General features: G+C 67.4%; 17 protein-coding genes and 1 pseudogene. 6 read left to right on the top strand and 12 right to left on the bottom strand.

The genetic code is table 11. From position 1 onward, the window contains the following. From U9978_RS17210 to U9978_RS17190, 5 genes are all read right to left on the bottom strand, one after another. Nucleotides 1-510 carry a Zn-ribbon domain-containing OB-fold protein gene (locus U9978_RS17210; RefSeq protein ID WP_322762160.1) on the bottom strand — a complete coding sequence of 170 codons (510 nt, stop codon included), beginning with the start codon at nucleotides 508-510 and terminating at the stop codon, nucleotides 1-3. Nucleotide 511: 1 nt separating this feature from the next. After that, entirely contained in the window at nucleotides 512-1,702 is a 1,191-nt protein-coding gene (locus U9978_RS17205; protein ID WP_322762159.1) for a thiolase C-terminal domain-containing protein, read from the bottom strand. Next, on the bottom strand, nucleotides 1,699-2,874 hold the full coding sequence (locus tag U9978_RS17200) for an acyl-CoA dehydrogenase family protein (RefSeq protein ID WP_322762158.1): 1,176 nt from the start codon (nucleotides 2,872-2,874) through the stop codon (nucleotides 1,699-1,701). Before U9978_RS17200 ends, U9978_RS17205 begins: the two co-directional genes overlap by 4 nt. Before the next feature lie 259 nt (nucleotides 2,875-3,133). After that, nucleotides 3,134-4,039, bottom strand: a complete 906-nt coding sequence (locus U9978_RS17195; RefSeq protein WP_322762157.1) for an SDR family oxidoreductase — start codon at nucleotides 4,037-4,039, stop codon at nucleotides 3,134-3,136. Next, nucleotides 4,036-5,307 (bottom strand): acyl-CoA dehydrogenase family protein, encoded by a 1,272-nt coding sequence (locus tag U9978_RS17190; protein WP_322762156.1) that lies wholly within the window; start codon nucleotides 5,305-5,307, stop codon nucleotides 4,036-4,038. Before U9978_RS17190 ends, U9978_RS17195 begins: the two co-directional genes overlap by 4 nt. A gap of 402 nt (nucleotides 5,308-5,709) precedes the next feature. On the opposite strand from U9978_RS17190, the gene U9978_RS17185 reads away from it, so the two are divergent. Next, the gene (locus tag U9978_RS17185; RefSeq protein WP_416211013.1) at nucleotides 5,710-6,783 is read left to right on the top strand and encodes a phosphotransferase family protein; all 1,074 of its coding nucleotides are present in this window, start codon (nucleotides 5,710-5,712) and stop codon (nucleotides 6,781-6,783) included. 102 nt (nucleotides 6,784-6,885) lie between these two features. Here the strand turns inward: U9978_RS17185 and U9978_RS17180 are convergent, their stop codons facing one another. After that, a complete protein-coding gene (locus U9978_RS17180) occupies nucleotides 6,886-7,365 on the bottom strand; it encodes a hypothetical protein (RefSeq protein WP_322762154.1) in 480 nt (159 codons plus the stop codon). 25 nt (nucleotides 7,366-7,390) lie between these two features. Beyond that, nucleotides 7,391-8,095, bottom strand: coding sequence for a hypothetical protein (locus U9978_RS17175; protein ID WP_322762153.1), 705 nt, complete (start codon nucleotides 8,093-8,095; stop codon nucleotides 7,391-7,393). A 112-nt stretch (nucleotides 8,096-8,207) separates the two neighbouring features. Between U9978_RS17175 and U9978_RS17170 the strand changes: the two are divergent. Continuing rightward, nucleotides 8,208-8,420: pseudogene (locus U9978_RS17170) on the top strand (helix-turn-helix domain-containing protein); the annotation flags it as partial. Between the two features lie 286 nt (nucleotides 8,421-8,706). On the opposite strand, the gene U9978_RS17165 reads toward U9978_RS17170, so the two are convergent. Beyond that, a complete protein-coding gene (locus tag U9978_RS17165; protein WP_322762151.1) occupies nucleotides 8,707-8,982 on the bottom strand; it encodes a hypothetical protein in 276 nt (91 codons plus the stop codon). A 6-nt stretch (nucleotides 8,983-8,988) separates the two neighbouring features. Continuing rightward, nucleotides 8,989-9,756, bottom strand: coding sequence for a hypothetical protein (locus U9978_RS17160; RefSeq protein ID WP_322762150.1), 768 nt, complete (start codon nucleotides 9,754-9,756; stop codon nucleotides 8,989-8,991). Nucleotides 9,757-10,385: 629 nt separating this feature from the next. On the opposite strand from U9978_RS17160, the gene U9978_RS17155 reads away from it, so the two are divergent. The 3 genes from U9978_RS17155 (at nucleotide 10,386) to U9978_RS17145 (ending at nucleotide 13,842) form a co-directional block, all read left to right on the top strand. Further along, a complete protein-coding gene (locus U9978_RS17155) occupies nucleotides 10,386-12,176 on the top strand; it encodes an aminoglycoside phosphotransferase family protein (protein ID WP_322762149.1) in 1,791 nt (596 codons plus the stop codon). A gap of 287 nt (nucleotides 12,177-12,463) precedes the next feature. Further along, on the top strand, nucleotides 12,464-12,793 hold the full coding sequence (locus U9978_RS17150; RefSeq protein WP_322762148.1) for a type II toxin-antitoxin system Phd/YefM family antitoxin: 330 nt from the start codon (nucleotides 12,464-12,466) through the stop codon (nucleotides 12,791-12,793). Nucleotides 12,794-13,281: 488 nt separating this feature from the next. Beyond that, a complete protein-coding gene (locus U9978_RS17145) occupies nucleotides 13,282-13,842 on the top strand; it encodes a hypothetical protein (RefSeq protein WP_322762147.1) in 561 nt (186 codons plus the stop codon). Nucleotides 13,843-14,798: 956 nt separating this feature from the next. Here U9978_RS17145 and U9978_RS17140 read toward each other — a convergent pair. Further along, complete coding sequence (locus U9978_RS17140) at nucleotides 14,799-15,311, bottom strand: hypothetical protein (protein WP_322762146.1); 513 nt, start codon at nucleotides 15,309-15,311, stop codon at nucleotides 14,799-14,801. A gap of 997 nt (nucleotides 15,312-16,308) precedes the next feature. Here U9978_RS17140 and U9978_RS17135 point away from each other — a divergent pair. After that, the gene (locus U9978_RS17135) at nucleotides 16,309-17,580 is read left to right on the top strand and encodes an AAA family ATPase (RefSeq protein WP_322762145.1); all 1,272 of its coding nucleotides are present in this window, start codon (nucleotides 16,309-16,311) and stop codon (nucleotides 17,578-17,580) included. Between the two features lie 488 nt (nucleotides 17,581-18,068). Here the strand turns inward: U9978_RS17135 and U9978_RS17130 are convergent, their stop codons facing one another. After that, entirely contained in the window at nucleotides 18,069-18,614 is a 546-nt protein-coding gene (locus U9978_RS17130) for a hypothetical protein (protein ID WP_322762144.1), read from the bottom strand. A 194-nt stretch (nucleotides 18,615-18,808) separates the two neighbouring features. Next, a complete protein-coding gene (locus tag U9978_RS17125; RefSeq protein ID WP_322762143.1) occupies nucleotides 18,809-19,900 on the bottom strand; it encodes a NucA/NucB deoxyribonuclease domain-containing protein in 1,092 nt (363 codons plus the stop codon). Nucleotides 19,901-20,433 lie beyond the last annotated feature (533 nt).

Here is a 20,433-nt window from a genome sequence, read left to right as displayed (position 1 = left end):
TCATCTTTCGCTCTCCGCAGGTGGTCCTTCTACACATGGTTGTTCTGCAGATGACAGTTGTGGCTTCCACTGGGGTATGACGACACCGTCTGCGACGGTCTCGAACCAGACCCGCATCGGCTGCCCGGCGGTGATCGGGTACGCGCCGGGCAGGTGGCCGACGAGACGGGCGGCCGGCACGTCGTCGAGCTGAACGAGGACCACCGTGTAGGGCACCGGGAAGAACGGGTGTACCTGGTGGGTGACCACCGTCCAGGAGTAGGCGGTGCCGGTGCCGGCCACCGACTGCCAGCGCCCGTCCCAGCTCCCGCAGGTATGGCAATAGGCCCTGGGCATGTGCAGAAGCGCGCCGCACCCGTTGCACATCCGCACGACCAGCTCGCCGCGCCGGGCGGCCTGGAAGAAGCCGCCGGTGTCCCGGTCGTCGTCCCTGGGGACAAGACGCGGGTCCACCGCTCGGACAGGCCCCGCCCCGCTGCCCGCCACGTTGCCCGCCCCGCTGCCTCCCACGTCATGCCGTCCGGAGGAGGAGGGCGCTGCCCGGGGGCAGTGGCGTGGAGGTGACCAGGCAGACCTCGGCCCCGGGCACCTGCGACGTCGACTCGCCGCGTAGCTGGCGGACACCCTCGAGGATGTGGTTCATACCGTGCAGGTAGCCCTCGGACAGATGCCCGCCGCCGGTGTTGATCGGGATACGGCCGCCGAGGTCGATCCCGCCGCCGGCGACGAACGGCCCGCCCTCGCCCTTCGGGCAGAATCCCCAGTCCTCGAGCTGGAGCAGCACCGTGATCGTGAAGCAGTCGTAGATCTGGGCGACGTCGATGTCGTGCGGACCAAGCCCGGCGCGGCGGTAGAGCGTGCGGGCGACCGACCGAGCCGGCAGCTCGGTGATCGATTCCCGCATCAGGACGGGGAACTGGATGCCGGGCTGAGGGTTGCGGCCGCTGCCCTGCGCCACCGCCCGGATCAGGACTGGCGGCTTGCGGCCGTCGCGCGCCCGGGCCGCGCTCGTCACGACAAGCGCGCACGCCCCGTCCGTCTCCAGACAGAAGTCGAACAGCCGCAACGGATCGGCGATCATCCGGGCGGACAGGTAGTCGTCCATCGACAGCGCACGCCCGTGCATCTGCGCCGCGGGGTTCGCGTTCGCCCGGGCCCGGCAGACCAACGCGATGTGCCCGAGCTCCTCCGCCCGCGTCCCGTACTCGATCATGTGTCGCCGAGCCATCATCGCGAAGATCTGCCCCGGCGTGAGCAGCCCGTAGGGGGCGAAGAACTCGTCGTAGCTACCCGCACCGCCAACCTGCGCGTCCATGGCCGACGACAGCCCGTAACGGCGCCCGGAACGGCCGTTGAGCTCCCGGAACACCAGCACCGTCGTGGCCTGTCCGGACAGGATCGCGCCCACCGCATGGCCGACCATCGCGCACGGCGCCACCCCGCCCGGACCGACCTCCGACCAGTAGGTCAGATCCTGGATGCCCAGCGCGTCGGCAAGATCGTGCTGGCGCACGGTGTCCATGTCGCAGCGGACGATGCCGTCGACGTCATGCGGCGACAACCCGGCGTCATCGAGAGCGGCCAAGGCCGCCTGCGTCGCCAACGTCAGGTCGCTGCGGCCCGAGGCACGCGAATAGTCGGTCGCGCCGATGCCGACGATCGCACACCTGTCCCGGTGGTGAAACTCCTCCTCGACGGTCACCCGCCGGCCTCGACGGTGAGATGGCGGATGAGCTGCTCCCGGTGGTGGGCGGGGTCACCGAACATCAGCTCGCTGCTGGTGGCTCGGCGGAAGTACAGATGGGCGGGATGCTCCCAGGTGAACCCGATACCCCCGTGCACCTGGATGTTCTCGGCCGCCGCGAACGCGAAAGCCTCCGAGCAGCGGACCTTGGCGGCAGCTGCGGCTACCGGCAGCTCCACCTCGTGTTCCTGGGCCGCCCACAGCCCGTATGCCGCTGCCGTGCGGGCTGCGTCGAGTTCCAGCGCGATCTCGGCGCAGCGGTGCTTGATCGCCTGGAACTGCCCGATCGGACGTCCGAACTGCACCCGCGTCTTCGCGTATCCGACCGCCATGTCCAGCACGTGTGCCGCGCCGCCGACCTGTTCGCAGGCCAGGGCGACGGCGGCGAGGTGCACGAGGTACTCCAGCGTCCGGTCGGCACCGCCGGACGGGCCGAGCAGGCGGCCCGGCACATCGTCGAGGTCCAGGCGTGCCTGGCGCCGGGTCGGGTCCAGCGTCCGCATCGCGCTCCGGCGCAGGCCGGGCGCGGTGCCCTCGACCGCGAACAGGTTGACCTCGCCACCAGGCCCGCCGTCGCCGTCATCGCTTCCACCACCGCCACCGCCACCGCTGGTGCGGGCTGCCACGAGGAGGAGATCGGCGTGCAGCCCGTCGAGGACGAACATCTTCGTCCCCCGCAGCCGCCATCCCGACGCATCGTGGGTAGCCGTAGCGGCCACGCCCACCGCATCCCAGCGAACCGACTCCTCGGCGAGCGCGACGGTCGCGACGGTATGGCCGGCCGCGATACCCGGCAGGTAGTCCTTGCGCGCGGCCTCGTCGTCCAGATGCAGCAGGACACCGGCGGCGAGCACGGCGGTGGACAGGTACGGCGCGCACAGCAGGGCGCGCCCCATCTCCTCCAGGACGATGCCGACCTCGCCGATACCTGCCCCGGCCCCGCCGTACTCCTCGGGGACGAGCAGGCCGACGACACCCAGCTCGCCCGCCAGCCGCGACCAGACCTCCCGGTCGAAGCCTTCAGGCGTCTCCATCAGACGCCGGACCTCGGTCTGCGGGGAGTATTCCGCCAGGAACTCCCGGACGGCGTGCCGTAACTGCTCCCGTTCCTCACTCGACGCCAGATCCATCAGCCCGCACTCCCTCCTGACGACCTGCCCCGCTCACAATGAAAAACGACGCGAACCGGGCGTGCGAGGAGAACCATTTCTCCCCGTTGATCACCCATGTGTCGCCGTCACGCACCGTCCGGATAGTGAACCCAGCTGCCCGTATCCGGGACCGCCCAGCTCCCGCTGGAATACCGGATCGATCTCAAAATCCCAGGCCACGCCGCCTCCTCCGCCCTTCGAACCCGTGTTTATGACAATGACCACGGGCGGATATCCTTTACGGTAAACTGTGGACAATATCGGCGTCGTAGGGTGTGGTCGCCTGGCCACCGTCCACGGTCAGCACCGCCCCGGTGGTAAAGCTTGACGCCCGCGAGGCGAAGTACAGCGCCGCCCCGACGATTTCACTCGGCTGCCCACCGCGCCGCAGCGGGAACCGGCGCGCGAGCGCCTCGAAGGCCTCTGCGTCCCACGCCTCGCTGATATCGGTGAAAAACGGCCCGGCCATGATGGTGTTCACCCGGACCGCCGGTCCGAACGCCAGCGCGAACCCGGTTGTCAACGTGTTCAGCCCGGCTTTGGCGGCGGCATACGGAAGATCTCTCGGGGTCGGGCGGATCGACGCCACACTGCTGACGTTTATGATCGAGCCACCTCCGTCACGCGCCATCCGGCTGCCCACCAGGGCGGTGAGCCGGAACGGGCCCTTGAGGTTGACAGCCATCACCTTGTCGAACAGCGCCTCGCTGACCTGCTCCAGGCTCGGGTACAGCGGAGCTATCCCCGCGTTGTTGACCAGCACATCGAGGTGACCGAACTCGCCGTAGGCGGCGTCCACCATCCCGGTGAGCCCATCCCAGTCCCCCACGTGGGCGGCGTAGGGAAATGCTCGCCGACCGGTCGTGCGACGTACTTCATCGGCAAGCGCCTCGCAACCGGCCAGCTTCCGACTGGTGATCATCACGTCGGCACCGGCCTGCGCGAAGGCCAGCACCATCTCCCGGCCCAACCCCCGGCTGCCCCCCGTCACCAGCGCCACGCTGCCCTCGAGCGTCCGTTCCGCGGCCGTTCCCGCGGCCGTTCCCGCGGCCGTTCCCGTTCTCGTGCCCGTACGCGCTGCCGCCGCGTGCTGGCTGCTCGCGTCCGCGGAGCACTGCGGCTCCTCCCCAGCCAGCCCCGTCATCGGGGAACCTCCCGCCACGGCCGGTGGCGGTCGATCCGTTCCTCGCTCGGCAGCCCGAGGAGTCGCTCGGCGATGATGTTGCGTTGGATCTCGTCCGAACCACCGGCGATCCGATATCCGGGAGCGCCCAGAATGTGCGCGCTCCACGCGAACGTGCCCCACTCACCGGTGTCCGCCACCAGACGCGCCCCCAGCACCGCCTCCGCCGCCAGCGAGGCAAGCGCCAGACTCCGCACCCAGTGCAGTTTGCGGAACGATCCCTCCGGTCCCGCAGGATGCCCGGAACGCCGCTCGGCGGCCTCCCGCAGCGACGCCACCTCGGCGAGACGTTCACTGATGTAGACGTCGGCCAGTTTCTGGCGCACCAATGGATCATCGAACCGGCCGAGCGCGCAGGCGAGCGGAGCCAGCTGCCGCCACCCGCCCCCGACACGGCCAGGCCCGCCACTCACCTCCCGCTCGAAGCCGAGCGTCGTGAGGGTCACCTTCCAACCCGCCCCCACCGCCCCCAGGCGCAGCGAGTCCGGGATCCGGACGTCGTCGAGGAAGACCTCGTTGAAGGATGTGCCACCCGACATCTGGCGCAACGGCCGTACGGTCACGCCGGGCGTGTCGAGAGGAAGCAGGAAGGCGGTGATGCCCGCGTGTTTGGGAACGTCCGGGTCGGTCCTGGCCAACACCATGCCCCAGGCGGCGAACTGCGCCCCCGAGCTCCACACCTTCTGCCCGTTGAGCACCCATCCGTCGCCGTCGTGGACGGCACGGGTCGCCAGCGCAGCCAGGTCGGATCCGGCCCCCGGCTCCGAGAAGAGCTGGCAGCACAGACTTTCGGCACGCAGAAAGCCCCGCATGAAACGATCACGCTGTTCGGGCGTGCCGACGAGTCGGATGGTCGGCGCGATCAGATGCACTGTCACCGACACCAGTTCATGGGCAGGCGGAACGGCCAAGCGCGTCTCCTCGGCGGCGAACGCCTCGACGAACTCCGGCCCCAGCCCCGCGCCACCGTGCTCCGGTGGCCAGCCCAACGCGCCGAACCCCGCGTCGACCTTCTGCCGCTGCCAGTCCGCCACCCGCTCGATCAAGGCCTTCTCGTCGTCAAAGGAGAGGTCGTGAAAGACTGACACGTCGTAGGAAACATCCTCACTTTCCGTGCCCGCTCCAGACTCTTCCCGCGAGAACGCGTGTTCGGCTAGCCACCTGCGTGCGCCCCGCCGGAATGCCTCCAGATCCTGCGTACCGTCCGGATCGCCGGCTGGCTGCCTCACACCCATGGTTTCCCTCGACATCCCTTGAAACCCGTGTAGGCGTCAACTTAAACATCATGATAAATTGACGTCAAGGGACTGCTTCGCCAAGATCACCGGAGCCAGAACGCCCTCGGCCGGGACGCCGGTGGACAGCTGCCGGGGAATAAGAGCGCCCGGCAATAGGGGCGTGGATCAAGGAGCGGGGCCGGGGTGCGTGCATCGCGAGGCGGCGGAGGGAGGCACCGGAGGTGTTGGGTGTCGACCGACGACAACGCGGCGAGGTGCGTGCCCCGGCCCCGCGACGCCGCGTCCCCTGTTGCCGGTCGCTCTAAGGACGATAAAGGGGTTTCGGACGTGACAACCCAGTCGAGGGCACTCCAGGATCCGCCCGACATCGCGCCGGTCCGGCCCGGCGAACAGATGCCCTGGGACCTCCTGGCCGCCCACCTGCGGCCGCGTCTGGCCGAGCAGGGGCTGGACGTGACCGGCGAGCTGACCGTTGCGCAGTTCCCCAACGGTTCAGCCAACCTCACCTACCTACTGTCGTTCGGACCCACCCAGGTCGTTCTGCGCCGCCCGCCGTTCGGCATCATCGCACCGGGCGCCCACGACATGCGCCGCGAGTACCGCGTGCTGTCGAAGCTGTGGCAACAGTTCGACCGCGCCCCGCGCGCCTATCTCCACTGCGATGATCACGATGTCATCGGCAGCGACTTCGTGGTCTGCGAGTATCGGACCGGCGTGGTGATCTGGTCCGAGCTGCCGCCGTCCATGCGCGGGCTGCCCGACGCGGCCCGGCATGTCGGGTTCGCCGTGGTGGACGCCCTCGCCGATCTGCACCTCGTCGACCCGGCGGCCTGTGGGCTGGCTGACCTCGGCCGCCCCGAGGGGTACCTCGCCCGGCAGGCGGCCGGATGGCGCCGGCGGTGGGAGCTGGTGGCTCTCCCCGAGACCGGCACCGCCACGGCGGACGCCGCCAGGACGGCCGACGCCGTGAAAACGGACGCCGTCATGACCGAGGTCGGCGAACGGCTCGAACGCCTCCGGCCGACCTCAGCGAAGGCGACGCTTCTGCACAACGACTTCAAGATTGACAATTGCCAGTTCAGACCCGGGTTGCCCGACCGGGTGACGTCGGTGTTCGACTGGGACATGGCCACCCTCGGCGACCCGCTCGTCGACGTGGGGACGCTGCTCAACTACTGGCCGGACCCATCCGACACCCACGACGACCACGCGCTCGTCGTGGCCGGCCAACCCGAGCTCGGCCTGCCGAGCCGGGCCGAGGTCGCCGAACGGTACACCGCGCGGACCGGAACCGACCTGAGCGACCTCGCCTGGTACGAGGCGTTTGCCTGCTGGAAGACCGCCGTCGTCTGCCAGCAGCTCTATCGGCGGTACGTCCGCGGGGAAAGCACCGATGAACGCATGCTCAGCAGGGGCGAGCCGGTCGGCATGCTCGCCCGCCGCGCGCTGAGGATCCTCACCGGATGACAAGGTTCTGCGTGGCGTCTGGACGGGCGAGAACGGCCAGGTCACGCTCTTCTCCACATCAGCATTGCCGGGCGCTCCAAAGACCCTGGCAGTCAAAGATCGTTAGCTGTCCAACAGCCGCCCCGCGATCTGCGTCAGCACTCGCTGAGCGTCGGTAGAGTTGATCTTGGGGCCACTTGGCTGGCTGGGCTCGTGGTAGATCTCTACCGTGAGTTGCACGCTGTTTGCTCCTCGGTGCGTCCACAGAACGTAGGGGCGCTCGACGTCCCCGATCGGGGTGTTGGTGACGCCGTTGGCCGCATCCCCGATGCCGGGCACGGCGGTGACACGGTGCAGGTCATCGGGCCCGGGGCCACGGGGTGAGCCGTACTCCATGAACCGCCGAAGTTCGTCTGGGTCTGTACGGCGGCGTAGGATCATGGTGACTGCTGCGACCGTGACATGGTTGCCGTAGGTGTTGGTCGCCGAGTACCCCACCGAACAGCCGCGCGCCCACCCTTTGGGCGGTGTGCCGTTGTCGGCGTAGATCCAGTCGTCCGCGCTGGTGTCCCAGCCGGGCCCCAGTGACCCGACTGGCGACACGTCGATCGAGGCGCACTGCGGCAGCTCAGCCCATGACGAGCCGTCGCTCGGCGCGGGTGTATTTCCGCCGGCAGACAGCCTGCTCCCGGCCGCTGCGCTTGGGTTGCCAGACTTGGCCGTCACGCGGGTTTCGGGCGAGGCCGGCGTTTGCGATGTCTCTCCGCACGCGACAGCCGTAAGCACACACAGCGCCGCCATGACGCTCAAGCTCCTGGACCTGGACCTGGACCTGGACCTGGACCTGGACATATTTCTTCCTTTTTCTTCCTTCTTCACGGTGCGAAACAGGATACGGAGTGGTCCTGGGCATGGAGGCCACCGGTGCAGGTCGGCCGGTGAGGTTGGGTACACGAAGGGCGCGACGCTCCGGGTGTGGTGGTCGGAGCACCGACCGGACCGACACCGCGCAGCCACCACAACCGGCCGGACTGTGCACGATGAACTGCACCGACGGCTCCATGACGATGGAGCGGATGAAGTCGTGTTTCAGTTTGATCGTATCGCGCGCCGGGATCATCTCCCCCGGCCAGATACCTTCCCCCCACACGACACGCTTGCCGGAGGGTCCACCCGACAGATGACCCTGGGGAATCAGGCCGCCGGCCACCCGGCCGCAGCCTTCCAACATCCGGGCGCTATCCACCAGAGCACCCTCCGGAGCACCGGGGATCTCCTCCGGGGAAACGTCACCTCGCCGCCAAAGCCGAAGGTCGCGGTTGCCCGCGCTCATGACACCAGCCTGGCAACGAGGCTGCAGGTGGCGGTCATCGTCCTGGGATCTCCCTGCGGTGGGCGGTTGGGGCACACGCTCTGATGCACTACGTAGCCGATCCTGGGCATCGGTTGGCCATCGGCTCGCCGAGGTGCGCCGTGCGCGGGGCCTGACCCGGCAACACGTGGCTGAACGGATGGGCGTCACCAAGGGCCGGGTCTCGCAGATCGAAGAGGGCAAGATTTCCGGGCAGGACGTAGTCGCCCGGTTTGCCGCCGCCTTGGGTGGCCGGCTGCACCAGGCGATCTACTTCGATGATGGAGATATCACCACGATCGCCTGAAACCTGCCGTGTCGCCGCAGCACGGATCGACGATACGTCCGTGCCGCCGCACATGCCCCATGGACACCGCGTTCTCGCGCGCCCCAACCCGCTCCGGGCAAGGCGGGCACTCCACACCCTCTGTCATAGTCTCCGACAGGATGAGACAGTACGTTCCTCGGACGTGCGACGAAATTCTGACAGCCGAATTCTGACAGCCGAATAACGCCAGGAGTGCGCCATGGTCCCCGCGCCGAGGTTCCGTCGAGTCGCCGCATTGCAACGGGAATTCGTCGACCGAGAACCGCTACTCGAGGCTTTCGCCGCCGAGCTCGGGCGTCTCGGTGGCGGGCCGCGTATCCTGAATCTCACCGGCGTCGGGGGCATCGGGAAATCCCGGCTCCTGCGCGAGCTGAAGGACCGCGTCGGCGAAGCCCACCGCACCGCGACTCTCGACCTCCAGATACCGGCGCTGCGCCAGCAGGAGGACGCTCTCGCTGTGCTCCGGGGCCAGCTCGGCGCGCTGGGCGTCCACTTCGATCGGTTCGACATCGCCTACGCCGTGCTGTGGCAACGCCTCCACCCGCACCTACGGCTGGACAAAGCCGACCTGCCGTTCCTGGACGGCAGTTCGATTCTCACCGACGTCGTCGACACGGTCGCCGGCCTGCCGTTCTTCGGCACGGCACGCGGACTGATCCGGATTCTGGAACGCGGCTCGTCCGACGTCCGCCGCCGGATGCAGGTACGACGGGACAACATTCTCCAGACACTCGACGACCTGCCCAACAGTGACCTCGCCGACGCCGTGACCTACGTTTTCGCCGCCGATCTGCGCGACGGCAGCACCGAAAAGCCGTACGTGGTGTTCGTCGACAGCTACGAGGCGCTGGTCCCGACACCGGTCCGGTCCGGGCGGGCGCACCTGGCCGACGGCTGGCTGCGTGACCTGTGCGCCCAGCTGGACACCGGGCTGGTCGTCGTCGCCAGCCGCGAACCGCTGCGCTGGGAGACCAACGACCCCGAGTGGTCCGACGTCGTCCGCGTCGATGACATCGGCGGCCTGCCGATGGCCGCCCGCCTCGACCTGCTCGAAGCCGGTGGCATCACCGACCCGGCCCATCGGCACACCGTCGCCGAGGCGAGCGCCGGCCTGCCGTTCTACCTCCACCTTGCCGTCGACACCTACCACCAGCAGTCCGACGCCGCATCCGGCCGCGCGGCCGTGTCCCAGTCCCAGATCCTCGCCCGGTTCCTCGAGCACGTCACCGCCGACGAGATCCGAACCCTCGAGGTCCTCAGCCCGGCTCGTCTGTTCGACTACGAGGTTTTCCGGCTGTTGGCCGCGCGGTTCCACCTACCCGGCGACCGGCTCGCCTGGGAGTCCCTGACCTCGTACTCCTTCGTCTACCCCGCCGGTGACGCGCTGCGCTTCCACCAGCTCATGGGCGCGGCGCTGTCGACCCGTCTCCCCCCCCCGTCGTTCACGACGTCCACATCGCCCTGCGCGCGCTGTGGGACGAACGAGCCGACTCCCTCGCCGCCGGAAACGATGGACCTGCCAGCGCCCGGGCGCTGCGCGAAGCGGTCTTCCACGGCCTGGCCGCCGGCACCATCGGCGGCGCCACGCTGCTCGACTACGCCGACCGGGCCGTACGCCGCGGCGGCCACAGCGCCGCCGCCGGGCTCACCGACGACTTACGCAACCGGCTGGCGCTCCGGCCCTCTGCTGACCTCGGCGATCTCGGCGATCTCGATGACCTCGGCGATCTCGATGACCTCGGCGATCTGCCCGAGACGCTGGTATGTCTCGAAGCCGAAACCGCCGTCCGGTTCGGCGATGCCCCGACCGCGGTCCGCCTCGCCGTCGAGCCCGCCGCTGCGGCCGACCTCACCTCAACGGTCGGCGCCCGGCTGGCGGTCGCCGCCGGCCACGGCCAGCGCATCGCCGGCAACACCCGCGAAGCCCTCGCCCTGTTCACCCGCGTGTGGGAACAGACCACCGGAACACCCCGGTTGCAAGCGGGGCTGTGGGCCTGCGACCTGCACATGGCGCAGGGCCGATTCCGCGACGCCGAAGCCCTCGCCGCCGATCTCGACGCGCTCGCCCCCGCCGACGACGCCGAGTTCCGGGGCGATGTCGCCCGACTCCGTCACCTCGCCGGCCGGTTCGCCTTCGACTTCGACACCGCCCGTCACCACCTTGACGAGGCGGCCACCTGCTACGAGGCATCCGGCAACGCCCTCGGTCTCGCCGACATCGAGACGAACCGTGCCGAACTGCTCTGCCTTGTCGAGCCGTACCAGGCGGTGGACGCGGCGGGCCGCGCCATCGAGGTGCACCGCGACATCGGTACCCGCCACGAACTCGGCAAGGCCTACACCGCGCTGGCCGTCGCCCGGCTGCGCCTCGGCGACCTCGATGCCGCCGACACCGCGCTGCGCACCGCCTGCGACGTACTCGACCAGGCCGGTTACCGCTCAGGCCGTGCACGCGCCGAGCTCTACACCGGCCTGCTCCACGCCCGGCGGGGACGGATGGACGAAGCGGTCACCTCGCTGCGGCGGACCGTCGAGGAGCTCGAAGCCGCCGACGTGTACCCCACCTTCGTCCTGTTCGCAGCCCACGCCCTGGAATTCCTCGGTGTCACCGACGGTGCCGTCACCGCCGCCGCCCATCGTGCCCGAACGGCGCTGCAGCCCCTCGACACCCTCGGCGCGATCGAAGAGCCCATCCGCGCCTGCACCGCCGAACTCCTCACCGGCCAGGTCTGGAAACCCGACGAGCTGTACCGGGCTGCACTCGAATGTACCGACGGCGCCTCCGGCTTCTACAACAACAACGTCCGGCTCGACACCCCGACCGGACCCGTGATCGTCCGTATTCCCATTCCGGGAAGCGACGTCATGGACCTCGCCATCTGGCCGGAACCCGAGGTACTACGCGCCATCCGAGGCAGGGTCGCCCACGCCCCCCGGCTCCTGCACACCCAGGACGACCCCCGTTTCCAGATCCACGAGTTCATCGCCGGGCAGCTTCTCGACGATCTCGCCCCACGCGGCGTCCGCGTCCCGGCCCATGTCCTCGACGACGTCGCCAACCTGTTCGCGCAACTCGGCGCCGTTCCCCGCGACCACGTGCCGGCCACCCCGCCAGGCTGGCCCGACGACGGCGACACCGGCTCCTTCGCCACCCGGCTGTCCGCGGTCACCGCCGACGTCCACGCCCGCTTCCTACCCGAGTTCGGCAGCCTCTTCGCCGCCCTCGGCATACCCGCCGAACCCCTCACGACGATCGAGCATGCCTGGGCACGACTGCGGCCCCGACCGTTCCGGCTCCTGCACACCGACATCCACCGCAAAAACATGATCCTCTCGGACGGGCGGACCTACTTCCTCGACTGGGAGTTGGCGCTGTGGGGCGACCCCGTCTACGACCTCGCCGTCCATCTTCACAAGACTGCCTACCAACCCGACGAACACGACACGCTCCTCGGCCGCTGGACGGACGCCGTGCCCGGCCCGCCCTGCGACGGCTGGGAAACAGATCTTCCCGTCTACCTCGCCCACGAACGGGTCAAGTCCGCGATCGTCGACACCGTCCGATACACCAAACTCCTCACCGGCCCGCCGCTACCCGCCGACCAGCAACAGACCCTCATCGACAAACTCGCCGGCAAGCTCGCCGCCGCCCACCAGATATGGCAGACCCGCCGACCCCGGACCGACCGCGAGACCGTCACGGCGCACGTTGCTCGATGGGCCGCCAACCGCTGACCCGACCATATGTAAGACGAATGTGAGAGGCCGCATGAGCGTGCACCTCTGTCGATCCTCCCGCGACCGCCGCGATCAGCCGCTCCGCAGCGTCCGGTTGAGCTGGTGCAGCAGATCTTCGAGCGACAGGTTCGTGCTCCGCCGGAACCTGTCAAGCTTTTTGAGACATCATGATGTCTCAGTTGTGGGTTGACCCTCCTCGGTTTCGATAACCCCACGCCCCGCGCCCCGCGCCCCGCACGGATTTGGATCAAAGCCTGGGCGCAGCGAGCCAGGAACTGCACAAGATGTACAGTTCTATCATGGCCGAGAGCATGCCAGAACACAGCCGGATACCCAGCCTGCCGTTCACCGAAGCGCGGGCACGCTTCACCGAGGTCGTGGGCCGGGCCGAGTACGCCAAGACACCGACCGTCATCACCAAACGGGGCCGGGAGGTCGCCGTGGTGATGCCGATCGAGGCCCTGGCCTACCTACTGGCCCGCACGCCCGAGGACACCGGCCGCCGCAGCGTCGCCGAGTCCGTGGCCCGCCTTGCCGCACTCGGAGAGGGCACCGGCCTGACACACGAACAGGTCATCGCCGCGGTACGCGCCGTCCGGGAGGACGCCGAGTGATCGTGGTTGACACCAGCGCACTCATCGAGCTGCTGGCCGACGGGCGGGGATTGCGCGCCGTGGTCGCCGCCCGGCTGGCAGCCGAGGAGGCCGCCGGGGAAAGATTGTTCGCCCCGGCGCGGTGGACGCCGAGGCCGCAAAAGTATGGAAGGCGCCCTCCTGGCCGAACTGCTATCAGAGTGCGCCAACTGCTACAACCACTGCTTCATCGATCATGCCAGCCTGATCGGAATGCCAGAGTGTTTTACCTGGTCGGAGTATATATTGATCTTGTCGAGCTGAGGGGATTCAAACCCCTGACCCTCACACTGCCAGCTTCTCCGGCGGGTGAAGGCCAGGGGCTCGATCACGCTTGTGACCTGCGCGGACGACGGTCCGGGAGACTCTTCCCGCGCAGGGAACGGGACTTCTTGCCCTGCCGGACAGCAGTCAGCAGCACGTAGGCGCCGACACCCACCCATCAGCCATAATTCGGCTCGCGGTCAAATATGCGTGTGTTCGCCTTCATCGACGAGTCCTACGCCGCCGGCCGTAGCTATGATGGGATCTACGTCCTGGCCGCGGTGCTGGCCGACAACGCGGACGAGAGCCTGCGGTCGGCGATGCGGGCTATGCACGGCTCGAACAAACCAGGTAAGGCACACTTCCACGGCCTCAACGGTAAAGAAGCGCTCGTTCGCGTCAGAGCAGTCGCCGATCTACAGATCGCAACTGCCGTCGCAGTGGGAAATCCCTGCCGCCATCCCGAGCGGGTACGGGCGGCCTGCCTCTACCGCCTGGCAGTCGAACTCGGCCCACGCATCGATGGTCTCGTCATCGAATCACGGGGACGTCAACCGAACACCGCGGACTGGCGGATCGTGCACGGCCTTCCCGCACGCCGTCACAGCCACATACTGTCGATCCGCTTTCCCACCGGAGCCTCAGAGCCGATCCTGTGGGCCGCCGACACCGTGGCCGGCGCCGTGTTCCGCGCGCTGCACCGCAACACCGCCGAACTGCTCGACGCACTCGGCCCCGTAGAGGTGTTCGACGTTGACGGGAGCTGACCGACAGACCCCAGACACGCAGGCGCCCGGGGTCCCGTGCATACGGCGGGCTCACCCGGGCGTCACTTCGCAGCACCCACACAGGAGGCTACGCCCAACCACCTTACCGTGCGGTCCCTACCTGAGCGAGACCCATGCAAGGTTCGCCGCCCGCTTGTTTTAGATCTTCCACGGGCGTCCGCAGCCTTGGCTGTCAGGCCCGGCAAACCGCCGGGCGTCGCCTCGTCAGATACCGATCTTCGATGCCAAACCGACCCGCACCGCAGGCGCGCTCGACGCGCAGAGGAGGGGAAGCGGCGCGGCAGGGTTCTTCTGACTCCGCCGGCGCGCGCACCCTACGCACAGAGACTGACCCGCGGATTAAAAGTCTCATTTGTGATGTTCGTGGAGGTTCGCCGACGTTCGTCAGCCCGGGTCAACGCGCCTCCGTCGTTCGTGGGCGTCCGCTGACGTCCACCCACGTTGCGGTCAGCGATTGCTATCGGATCCGACGCTGGACGTCGTCCATGTAGTCGGTTGGATGTGGTGTAAACGGATCGCCAATGCTCGACCAGAACGGCGAGCATAGCCCCGAAGCGCCGGTCGTTGGAGTCGTCAGCGGCAAGGTCTTCCGCCAGGTCATCGTCACGCGGCCCTGACTCACCCAGAATCCAGCCTTGAGCAAGGGCCAGGCCCAGCGGATCGTCCAGCACAACCCACAGACGGCGCCCCGGCTCTCTGCCGAACAGGTCACGAATCCAACGGGTGACCGTGGCTGCGCCCCCAGACCCTTCGTCAAGGATCATTCATCGACCAGCTCGACGCCACCGCAGGCGACCTCAAAACTGGCCGACCCCGCATGCCAACTGTCGTCAGTTCGCATCGGACGGAATTCGTATTACTTTCTCAAAACAGAGGGCGGGTTCACATGGTCGTAGCGACGCTCCGATAGGATGATCTCGGCAACGTCGACTCCGCTAGCGGTCAATAGGATCGCCGCGCAGTCGATCCCGGCCAAACGCCTGGGCAATCGCGGTGTGCACGACATCCAGCGCTGCCCGCTGTCCAGCCAGGTGCGCTGCCACCTCACTGTCGGTCACTCCACAGTCAGCCGTCAGGACCGGCGTCGGTTCCACGCGGAGCGCTGCGGATAAGCCGCGGCGCATGTCGGCCGTCCACAACACCGGATCACCCTGCGGATCACGGTCGTAGGCGGCATCCTGCTCCAGAACCGCCAGGGCGTACGCCCGATGCTCCGCCGCGGTCATGGCATCCCCCATGCCCCTCATCCTTTCCGGCCCTTCCGGGCGTCCCGCTGGGGTCTCCTCGATCACGAACCCCACCGGCGCCACCACATAGTCGGCGAAGTTCCGGGCCACCGCGAAGCCGTCGGCCGCCACGGGGCTCTCGAACATCGAGAAGACCTGGGCTGGCCCCTGGCGGCTGCCCTCGTAGGCCACCACAGCGAACAGTTGATCGGCACCATCCACGACCCGCCTCCTTGCGTACCGGCGCTACCCCTTGCAGGCCGATGCCGGCCGGGGAGTTCTCCTCAACCCGGCCGGCACCGACACGTCAACTTCACACCATTTCCGCCGGGTGTCCCAGAACAGTGATCCAGACATTGCGAGGGTGAGCGTCCGTGCCCTTGCCATAGCCACGGGCGACGTACCAGGACCGATACCCCGACATTCGCCCGGACATTCGCCCGGACATCTTCCGTGGATATCAAACCCACGTAACGCACCGGTAGTGCCACGGTTAGTATCCGGGAATGGTTACCGGCTGAAGTGACGGGAGATCGGCCATGCCACCACGGGTCCATCCAGGATGGGAACCAGCGAAACTCCGCCAGGCCCGGGAGGCGGCCGGCCTCACCCAGGAAGACGCCGCCGCCATCGATGAGACCTACGGGCTGATCGAGCAGTGCCGGCAACCCCGAGGCCGGACTGGAACTCGGCTGGGAGGTAGTCGACCAAGCCGCCCGGCTGTCATCCCAGCTGGCCCGACATGACCTCCACGTGCTGCAGCAGGAGCTTGCGGCCACCGGCCACCCGGGCACCGGCGAGCTGGCCGACTACGCCCGGGCGACCCTGCCGCCGGCGGCCACGACCATCCCCTGATCGTGGCTCTACACAAGCAATTTTGATCAAAGGTGATGGCCGCGGGTGTCCGCTGCCTGCGGGGCGCGCAGCAGCTCCAAGGTGAGATGAACGAGGGCGTTGACGAGTTCCGCCTCGTCCCTCGTTTCGCGCCGCGCCGTCGCCCACACGTCCGCCGTCGGCCGGTACAGCGGATTGCTGTTCCTCGTCGACGGCAGATATACCTGCTAGCGGAGCGGCGGCAGGCGCTGATCACGGCCGCGGTGACGGGGCAGTTCGACGTGTCGACCGCGAGCGGGCGCGGGGGTGGTGTAGGCAGATCTCATCGGGATGCGCCGTACCAGCGCTACAGGGTCGTGCCAGCGCTACAGGAAGGAGGTGACGCATGCGGCAGCGAGAGGTATCTCCGGCGGTCCGGCCGGTGCCGTTCGTCCGGCGGGCCCGGATCAGGAACTACCGGTCGATCGCGGACTGCGAGGTGACGTTCGAGCCGTTGACCGTGCTGCTCGGGCTCAACGCCGCGGGGAAGAGCAACATCCTCGACGCGTTGCGCTTCGTCGCCGATGCCCTGACATGGGGGCCGGCCCGTGCCCTGGCCGAACGTGGCGGCATCCCGGCGGTGCTACGCCGGACCGCCGACGGTTGGGCCGACTCCTTCAGCATCGAGCTCGATCTCGAGGTGATGGTGCGCGCCCGCGCGGTTGCCGCTGATCTGGACAGCGTCAGGGCGGTGCCGGCCACCTACGTCCTCGAGCTCCGCGGAGGCAGGGACAACAGGTCGGCCGGGCAGGCAGGGCCGGTCATCGTGGCGCATGAGCGGTGCGAGATTGCCGGCGCCGTGTTCGTCAGGCCGGCCCGGTTCGAGGTGCGGGACGGGCAGGTGGTCGAAGGTCCCGGCTATCTCCAAGGGCCGGCGACGGACGCGGGCAGCCTGTTGTTGCCGGCGGCGGCCCGCTGGCCGCCGTTCACCGCGGTACACGCGGCGCTGCGGGCCATGTCCTTCTATGTCGTGAGCGCAGCGGTGATGCGCCGGGTCGAGGTACACACCGGGCAGCCGGTGCTGGGCCGGCAAGGCGAGCGCCTCGGGGAGGTGCTCGGCCATCTCGCCACGCACTTTCCCCCGGTAAAGAGCCGCGTTGACGACTATCTCGCCGCGATCGTCCCCCATGCGCTGGGCGTCGATGACCACCCGCTGGACCGACATCACATCGTCCAGCTGTGCATTGAGGATCATGGAGCGCCTGGCGGAGTCCGCCGATTCGATGCGGAGTCGATGTCCGACGGCACCCTCAACGTCGCCGGCATTCTCGCGGCGCTCTTCCAGCCGGACACGCTGACCGGGGACATCCCCATGGTCGCTGTGGAGGATCCCGAGGTCGGCCTGCACCCGACGGCAACCGGCGTCCTGTTCGACGCACTGACTGAGGCTTCTGAGCACGTCCAGGTGATCGCGGCGACGCAGAGCGCCGACCTCCTCGACCGAAAGGACTTTCCGGTCGAGTGCGCCCGGGTCGTGCAGATGCGCGACGGCATCACCCACGCCGGACCTGTGGACGCCGGCAGCCGCGAGATCATCAGCCAGGGGCTGGCGACCCTCGGCGAGCTGCTGCGGTCGAATCAGCTCACCCCCCGACCCGACCCGACCGACGGCGAGTAGCCCTCATGGCCCCACCCGCCGGACCCGTCATCGCCTCGATCGTCGAGTGGCGGGGACTGGGTGGGGATTGAGCTGAATCCGGAGTACGCGGTGATGGCTGGGGCGCGGGTTGTTAAGGAGCGGCGGAAGATTGCAGCGGGGCGGGCTGGAGCCGCACGAGCGGTGGCTGGAGTACCAGTCCCAGCGGCATCGGCTGTGCCGGGGGTCGTGGTGGGGCCTACGGCTGATACCGACAAGCGAGCCAGGGCAATTGCCCGGACGATGGCTATTCGTACTGAAGTCGTGCGCCCGTATGATCCGCGAGCTGCTTGATGGCTTGGTCATGGCGGTCGAGCTGTGAGCCGACGGCACCGAGTTCGGTCTTGACGTCTTGGACTTGGGAGATGGCGAGTGCGGGCGACAGAAAAGGTGACGAGAAGCGCTGAGGCGAGGAGCAATCCGCCTCCCCTCTCGCTTCCAGCCAGAACACGTACAGCCTGCCCGATAGGTCAGTGCGGAGGCTCGCTCCTGGCCCGTGCAGTCTCGCAGGGGCCAAGCATCCACTGCTGTGTCATCACATGGCCGGTTAGCCGCTCGATGAAGGCGAAGGTGGCTACGGTACCAGCCGTTGAGCCGAAGGGCAGTCCGGCTTCCTCCGGCAGGGCACCTACAGGATCATACAGGCTCCAGGCGTTAAATGAGCGCACGATTTCGCCATCTACCGCTACTTGGATAAACGGGTTTATTTGGGGCAAAGCAACCATTAAGACGCTACGGCCGCGAGACAGCTCCGCTAGCAGCTGGAACCCACGGAAGTAGGTGCCATGCTCGCCGATGACCAGCCACTCATGCCGCTTTTGGGGCATGAGTGAAATGAAGGTCTCGCCGCCGTCGCCCCACGGCACATCGGTGATGGGGACCAGCTTGAGATCTTCTTCCCAGCAGTGAAAAAGGGAAAGAACCTCGGAACGGACCCCGCCCTTAACGAAAGTATACACACCAGCGTCGTAGCTGGCGACAGATTCAGCCCAGGCGTATTTTTCCAAGTCGGTCACGGCATCCTCGTATCCACGAATCGAAGCAAGATCCGGATATACCTATTGTACCTATACGCAACCCGGGGCTCCTGCCCGCCATCTTTGAAGCGTCGGGGCTGGCCCGCCAACCCTTGTGGAACGATCGAGGGAGACGATCAGGCGAGCCAGTCCGACGCTTCTCAAGCCAAAGCTTCGACTATCTGAAAAGCCTTTTATCTGGTGCAGCGATCAACAACCGGTGGCAGGGCGACGTCCCCGACGACTTGGGCATAGAAGTTGTCGCCATCGGTGATGTGCTGGAGCCGGTAGGCTGATGCCAAGACCGATCCGGCCTGCCCGTTCTGATCACCAGGAATCGAGCAGCGTCCCCAACCGACGCCGTACTGTTTTCCGGAAGCACCGTTAGTAGTGGATTTAAATGGGTACTCGTCGCACTGGTCGCCAGCGTAGAGCGGAGTGAAGTTCCCGCAGGCCGTGTTGGTGTTGGCGGTCTGGACGCTCGCATTGGAGGTGTAGACCAGCGGAACGCCGTAGCCATAGGGCCCCAGGTAGCCGGGATAGCCCTGAAGATGAACCTGCCAGTACAGGTATCCGGTCGCGGCGAGATAGTGCACGGGGTTCGTCATGTCGAAGGTAGCGATGCCCGCCACATTCGGAAGCACGCAGGCGGCGCCGATGTTTCCACGGAAGTTGTCACAGCGGACGGCCTGGGCTGATGAAAGAGTGTGGGAAAACGGGGCCGGGGTGGCGCCGGGGAAGTAGCCAGTATATGACACGGTTGCAGGTATTTTCGCTCCGACGGAACCGGTGGCTACAGAGCATGACAGACTGAAGTCGGCAGCGTCTTGGGAACCCGGATTGGGAAGGAGGATTATTGGCACGTGTCCGGCCGGATTAGTCGTGCAGCCCGAACGGCTAACTAGCGGAGAGTCGAATGAAATGCCGGGCAACTTCGGCAGCGATGGGTACGCATTGGAGTACGGGTCGTATTGAACGATAATATTCCCCGTCCAGGTTGTTGAATTATTCGTAAACCTCTGATCAAAGAACTCGATGTAAGGAAACCAGTCAGTTGGCGTTCCATTGGTCCAAAGGAGAAGCGCATGGTGTTCCATGTGGCAGGCGTTAAAGCGATCCGTTGCTTTTTCTCGGATGCTTCCAGTACCGTTAAGAGCAATGTCTATACAGACCAGGCTCATGTTCGCCACGTCATAAGGCTGCACCTGAGGGGCAGCGGAGCCGGCAGGAGCCCGTGACGGTTCGATCAGCACATCACAGAGGGTCTTGCCGGAGGCTTTCTGCACACAGGCGTCCCCACGGCGTTTTGCCGCCTCCGCCGCTCCCGGAGGTTCGTAGGCGATACCCGGCGCCGCCTTGCCCTGGGCGACCAGCGCATCGGCGGCAGTGGTGCCGATAGCCGCAACAGGTGATAACAGCAGGTAGCGAGCTCTCCTCTCCGGAGGGGGCTGCGGCCGGCCTCTGCCTCCGGAGGCGGGCCGTCCAGGGCCGGGCGGCAAGCCGCGGGCTGAGAGTCATGGCTGCCGAACCAACCGCGGTCGCAGGACATGTCTCGCGGTGGCTTCGGGGATCGGTGTATAGCGCTACCCTTGATTCTCCTGACAGGCTGCCGTCCCATCAGCCAGATAAGCCAGCTTTGGCAGGGAGCGCGATGGTCAGCCGGCGTGAGCCGCTCAACGACCGACAGGTAGCAGTGCTGCGCTGGCTCGGTGACGGCTGCCCTCGTAGGCCACCACAGCGAACAGTTGATCGGCACCATCCACGACCCGCCTCCTTGCGTACCGGCGCTACCCCTTGCAGGCCGATGCCGGCCGGGGAG

Source organism: Protofrankia sp. Cr2 (assembly GCF_963555885.1).
Taxonomy (GTDB): Bacteria; Actinomycetota; Actinomycetes; order Frankiales; family Frankiaceae; genus Protofrankia.
This window is presented reverse-complemented; position numbering and strand designations above follow the sequence as displayed.

Excerpts from the sequence above, each read along its gene's own strand:
- U9978_RS17175 (WP_322762153.1), bottom strand. The coding sequence starts at position 8,095 with ATGAGCGCGGGCAACCGCGACCTTCGGCTTTGGCGGCGAGGTGACGTT.
- U9978_RS17200 (WP_322762158.1), bottom strand. The coding sequence starts at position 2,874 with ATGGATCTGGCGTCGAGTGAGGAACGGGAGCAGTTACGGCACGCCGTC.
- U9978_RS17185 (WP_416211013.1), top strand. The coding sequence starts at position 5,710 with ATGCCCTGGGACCTCCTGGCCGCCCACCTGCGGCCGCGTCTGGCCGAG.
- U9978_RS17135 (WP_322762145.1), top strand. The coding sequence starts at position 16,309 with ATGCGGCAGCGAGAGGTATCTCCGGCGGTCCGGCCGGTGCCGTTCGTC.
- U9978_RS17195 (WP_322762157.1), bottom strand. The coding sequence starts at position 4,039 with ATGACGGGGCTGGCTGGGGAGGAGCCGCAGTGCTCCGCGGACGCGAGC.
- U9978_RS17150 (WP_322762148.1), top strand. The coding sequence starts at position 12,464 with ATGTACAGTTCTATCATGGCCGAGAGCATGCCAGAACACAGCCGGATA.
- U9978_RS17145 (WP_322762147.1), top strand. The coding sequence starts at position 13,282 with ATGCGTGTGTTCGCCTTCATCGACGAGTCCTACGCCGCCGGCCGTAGC.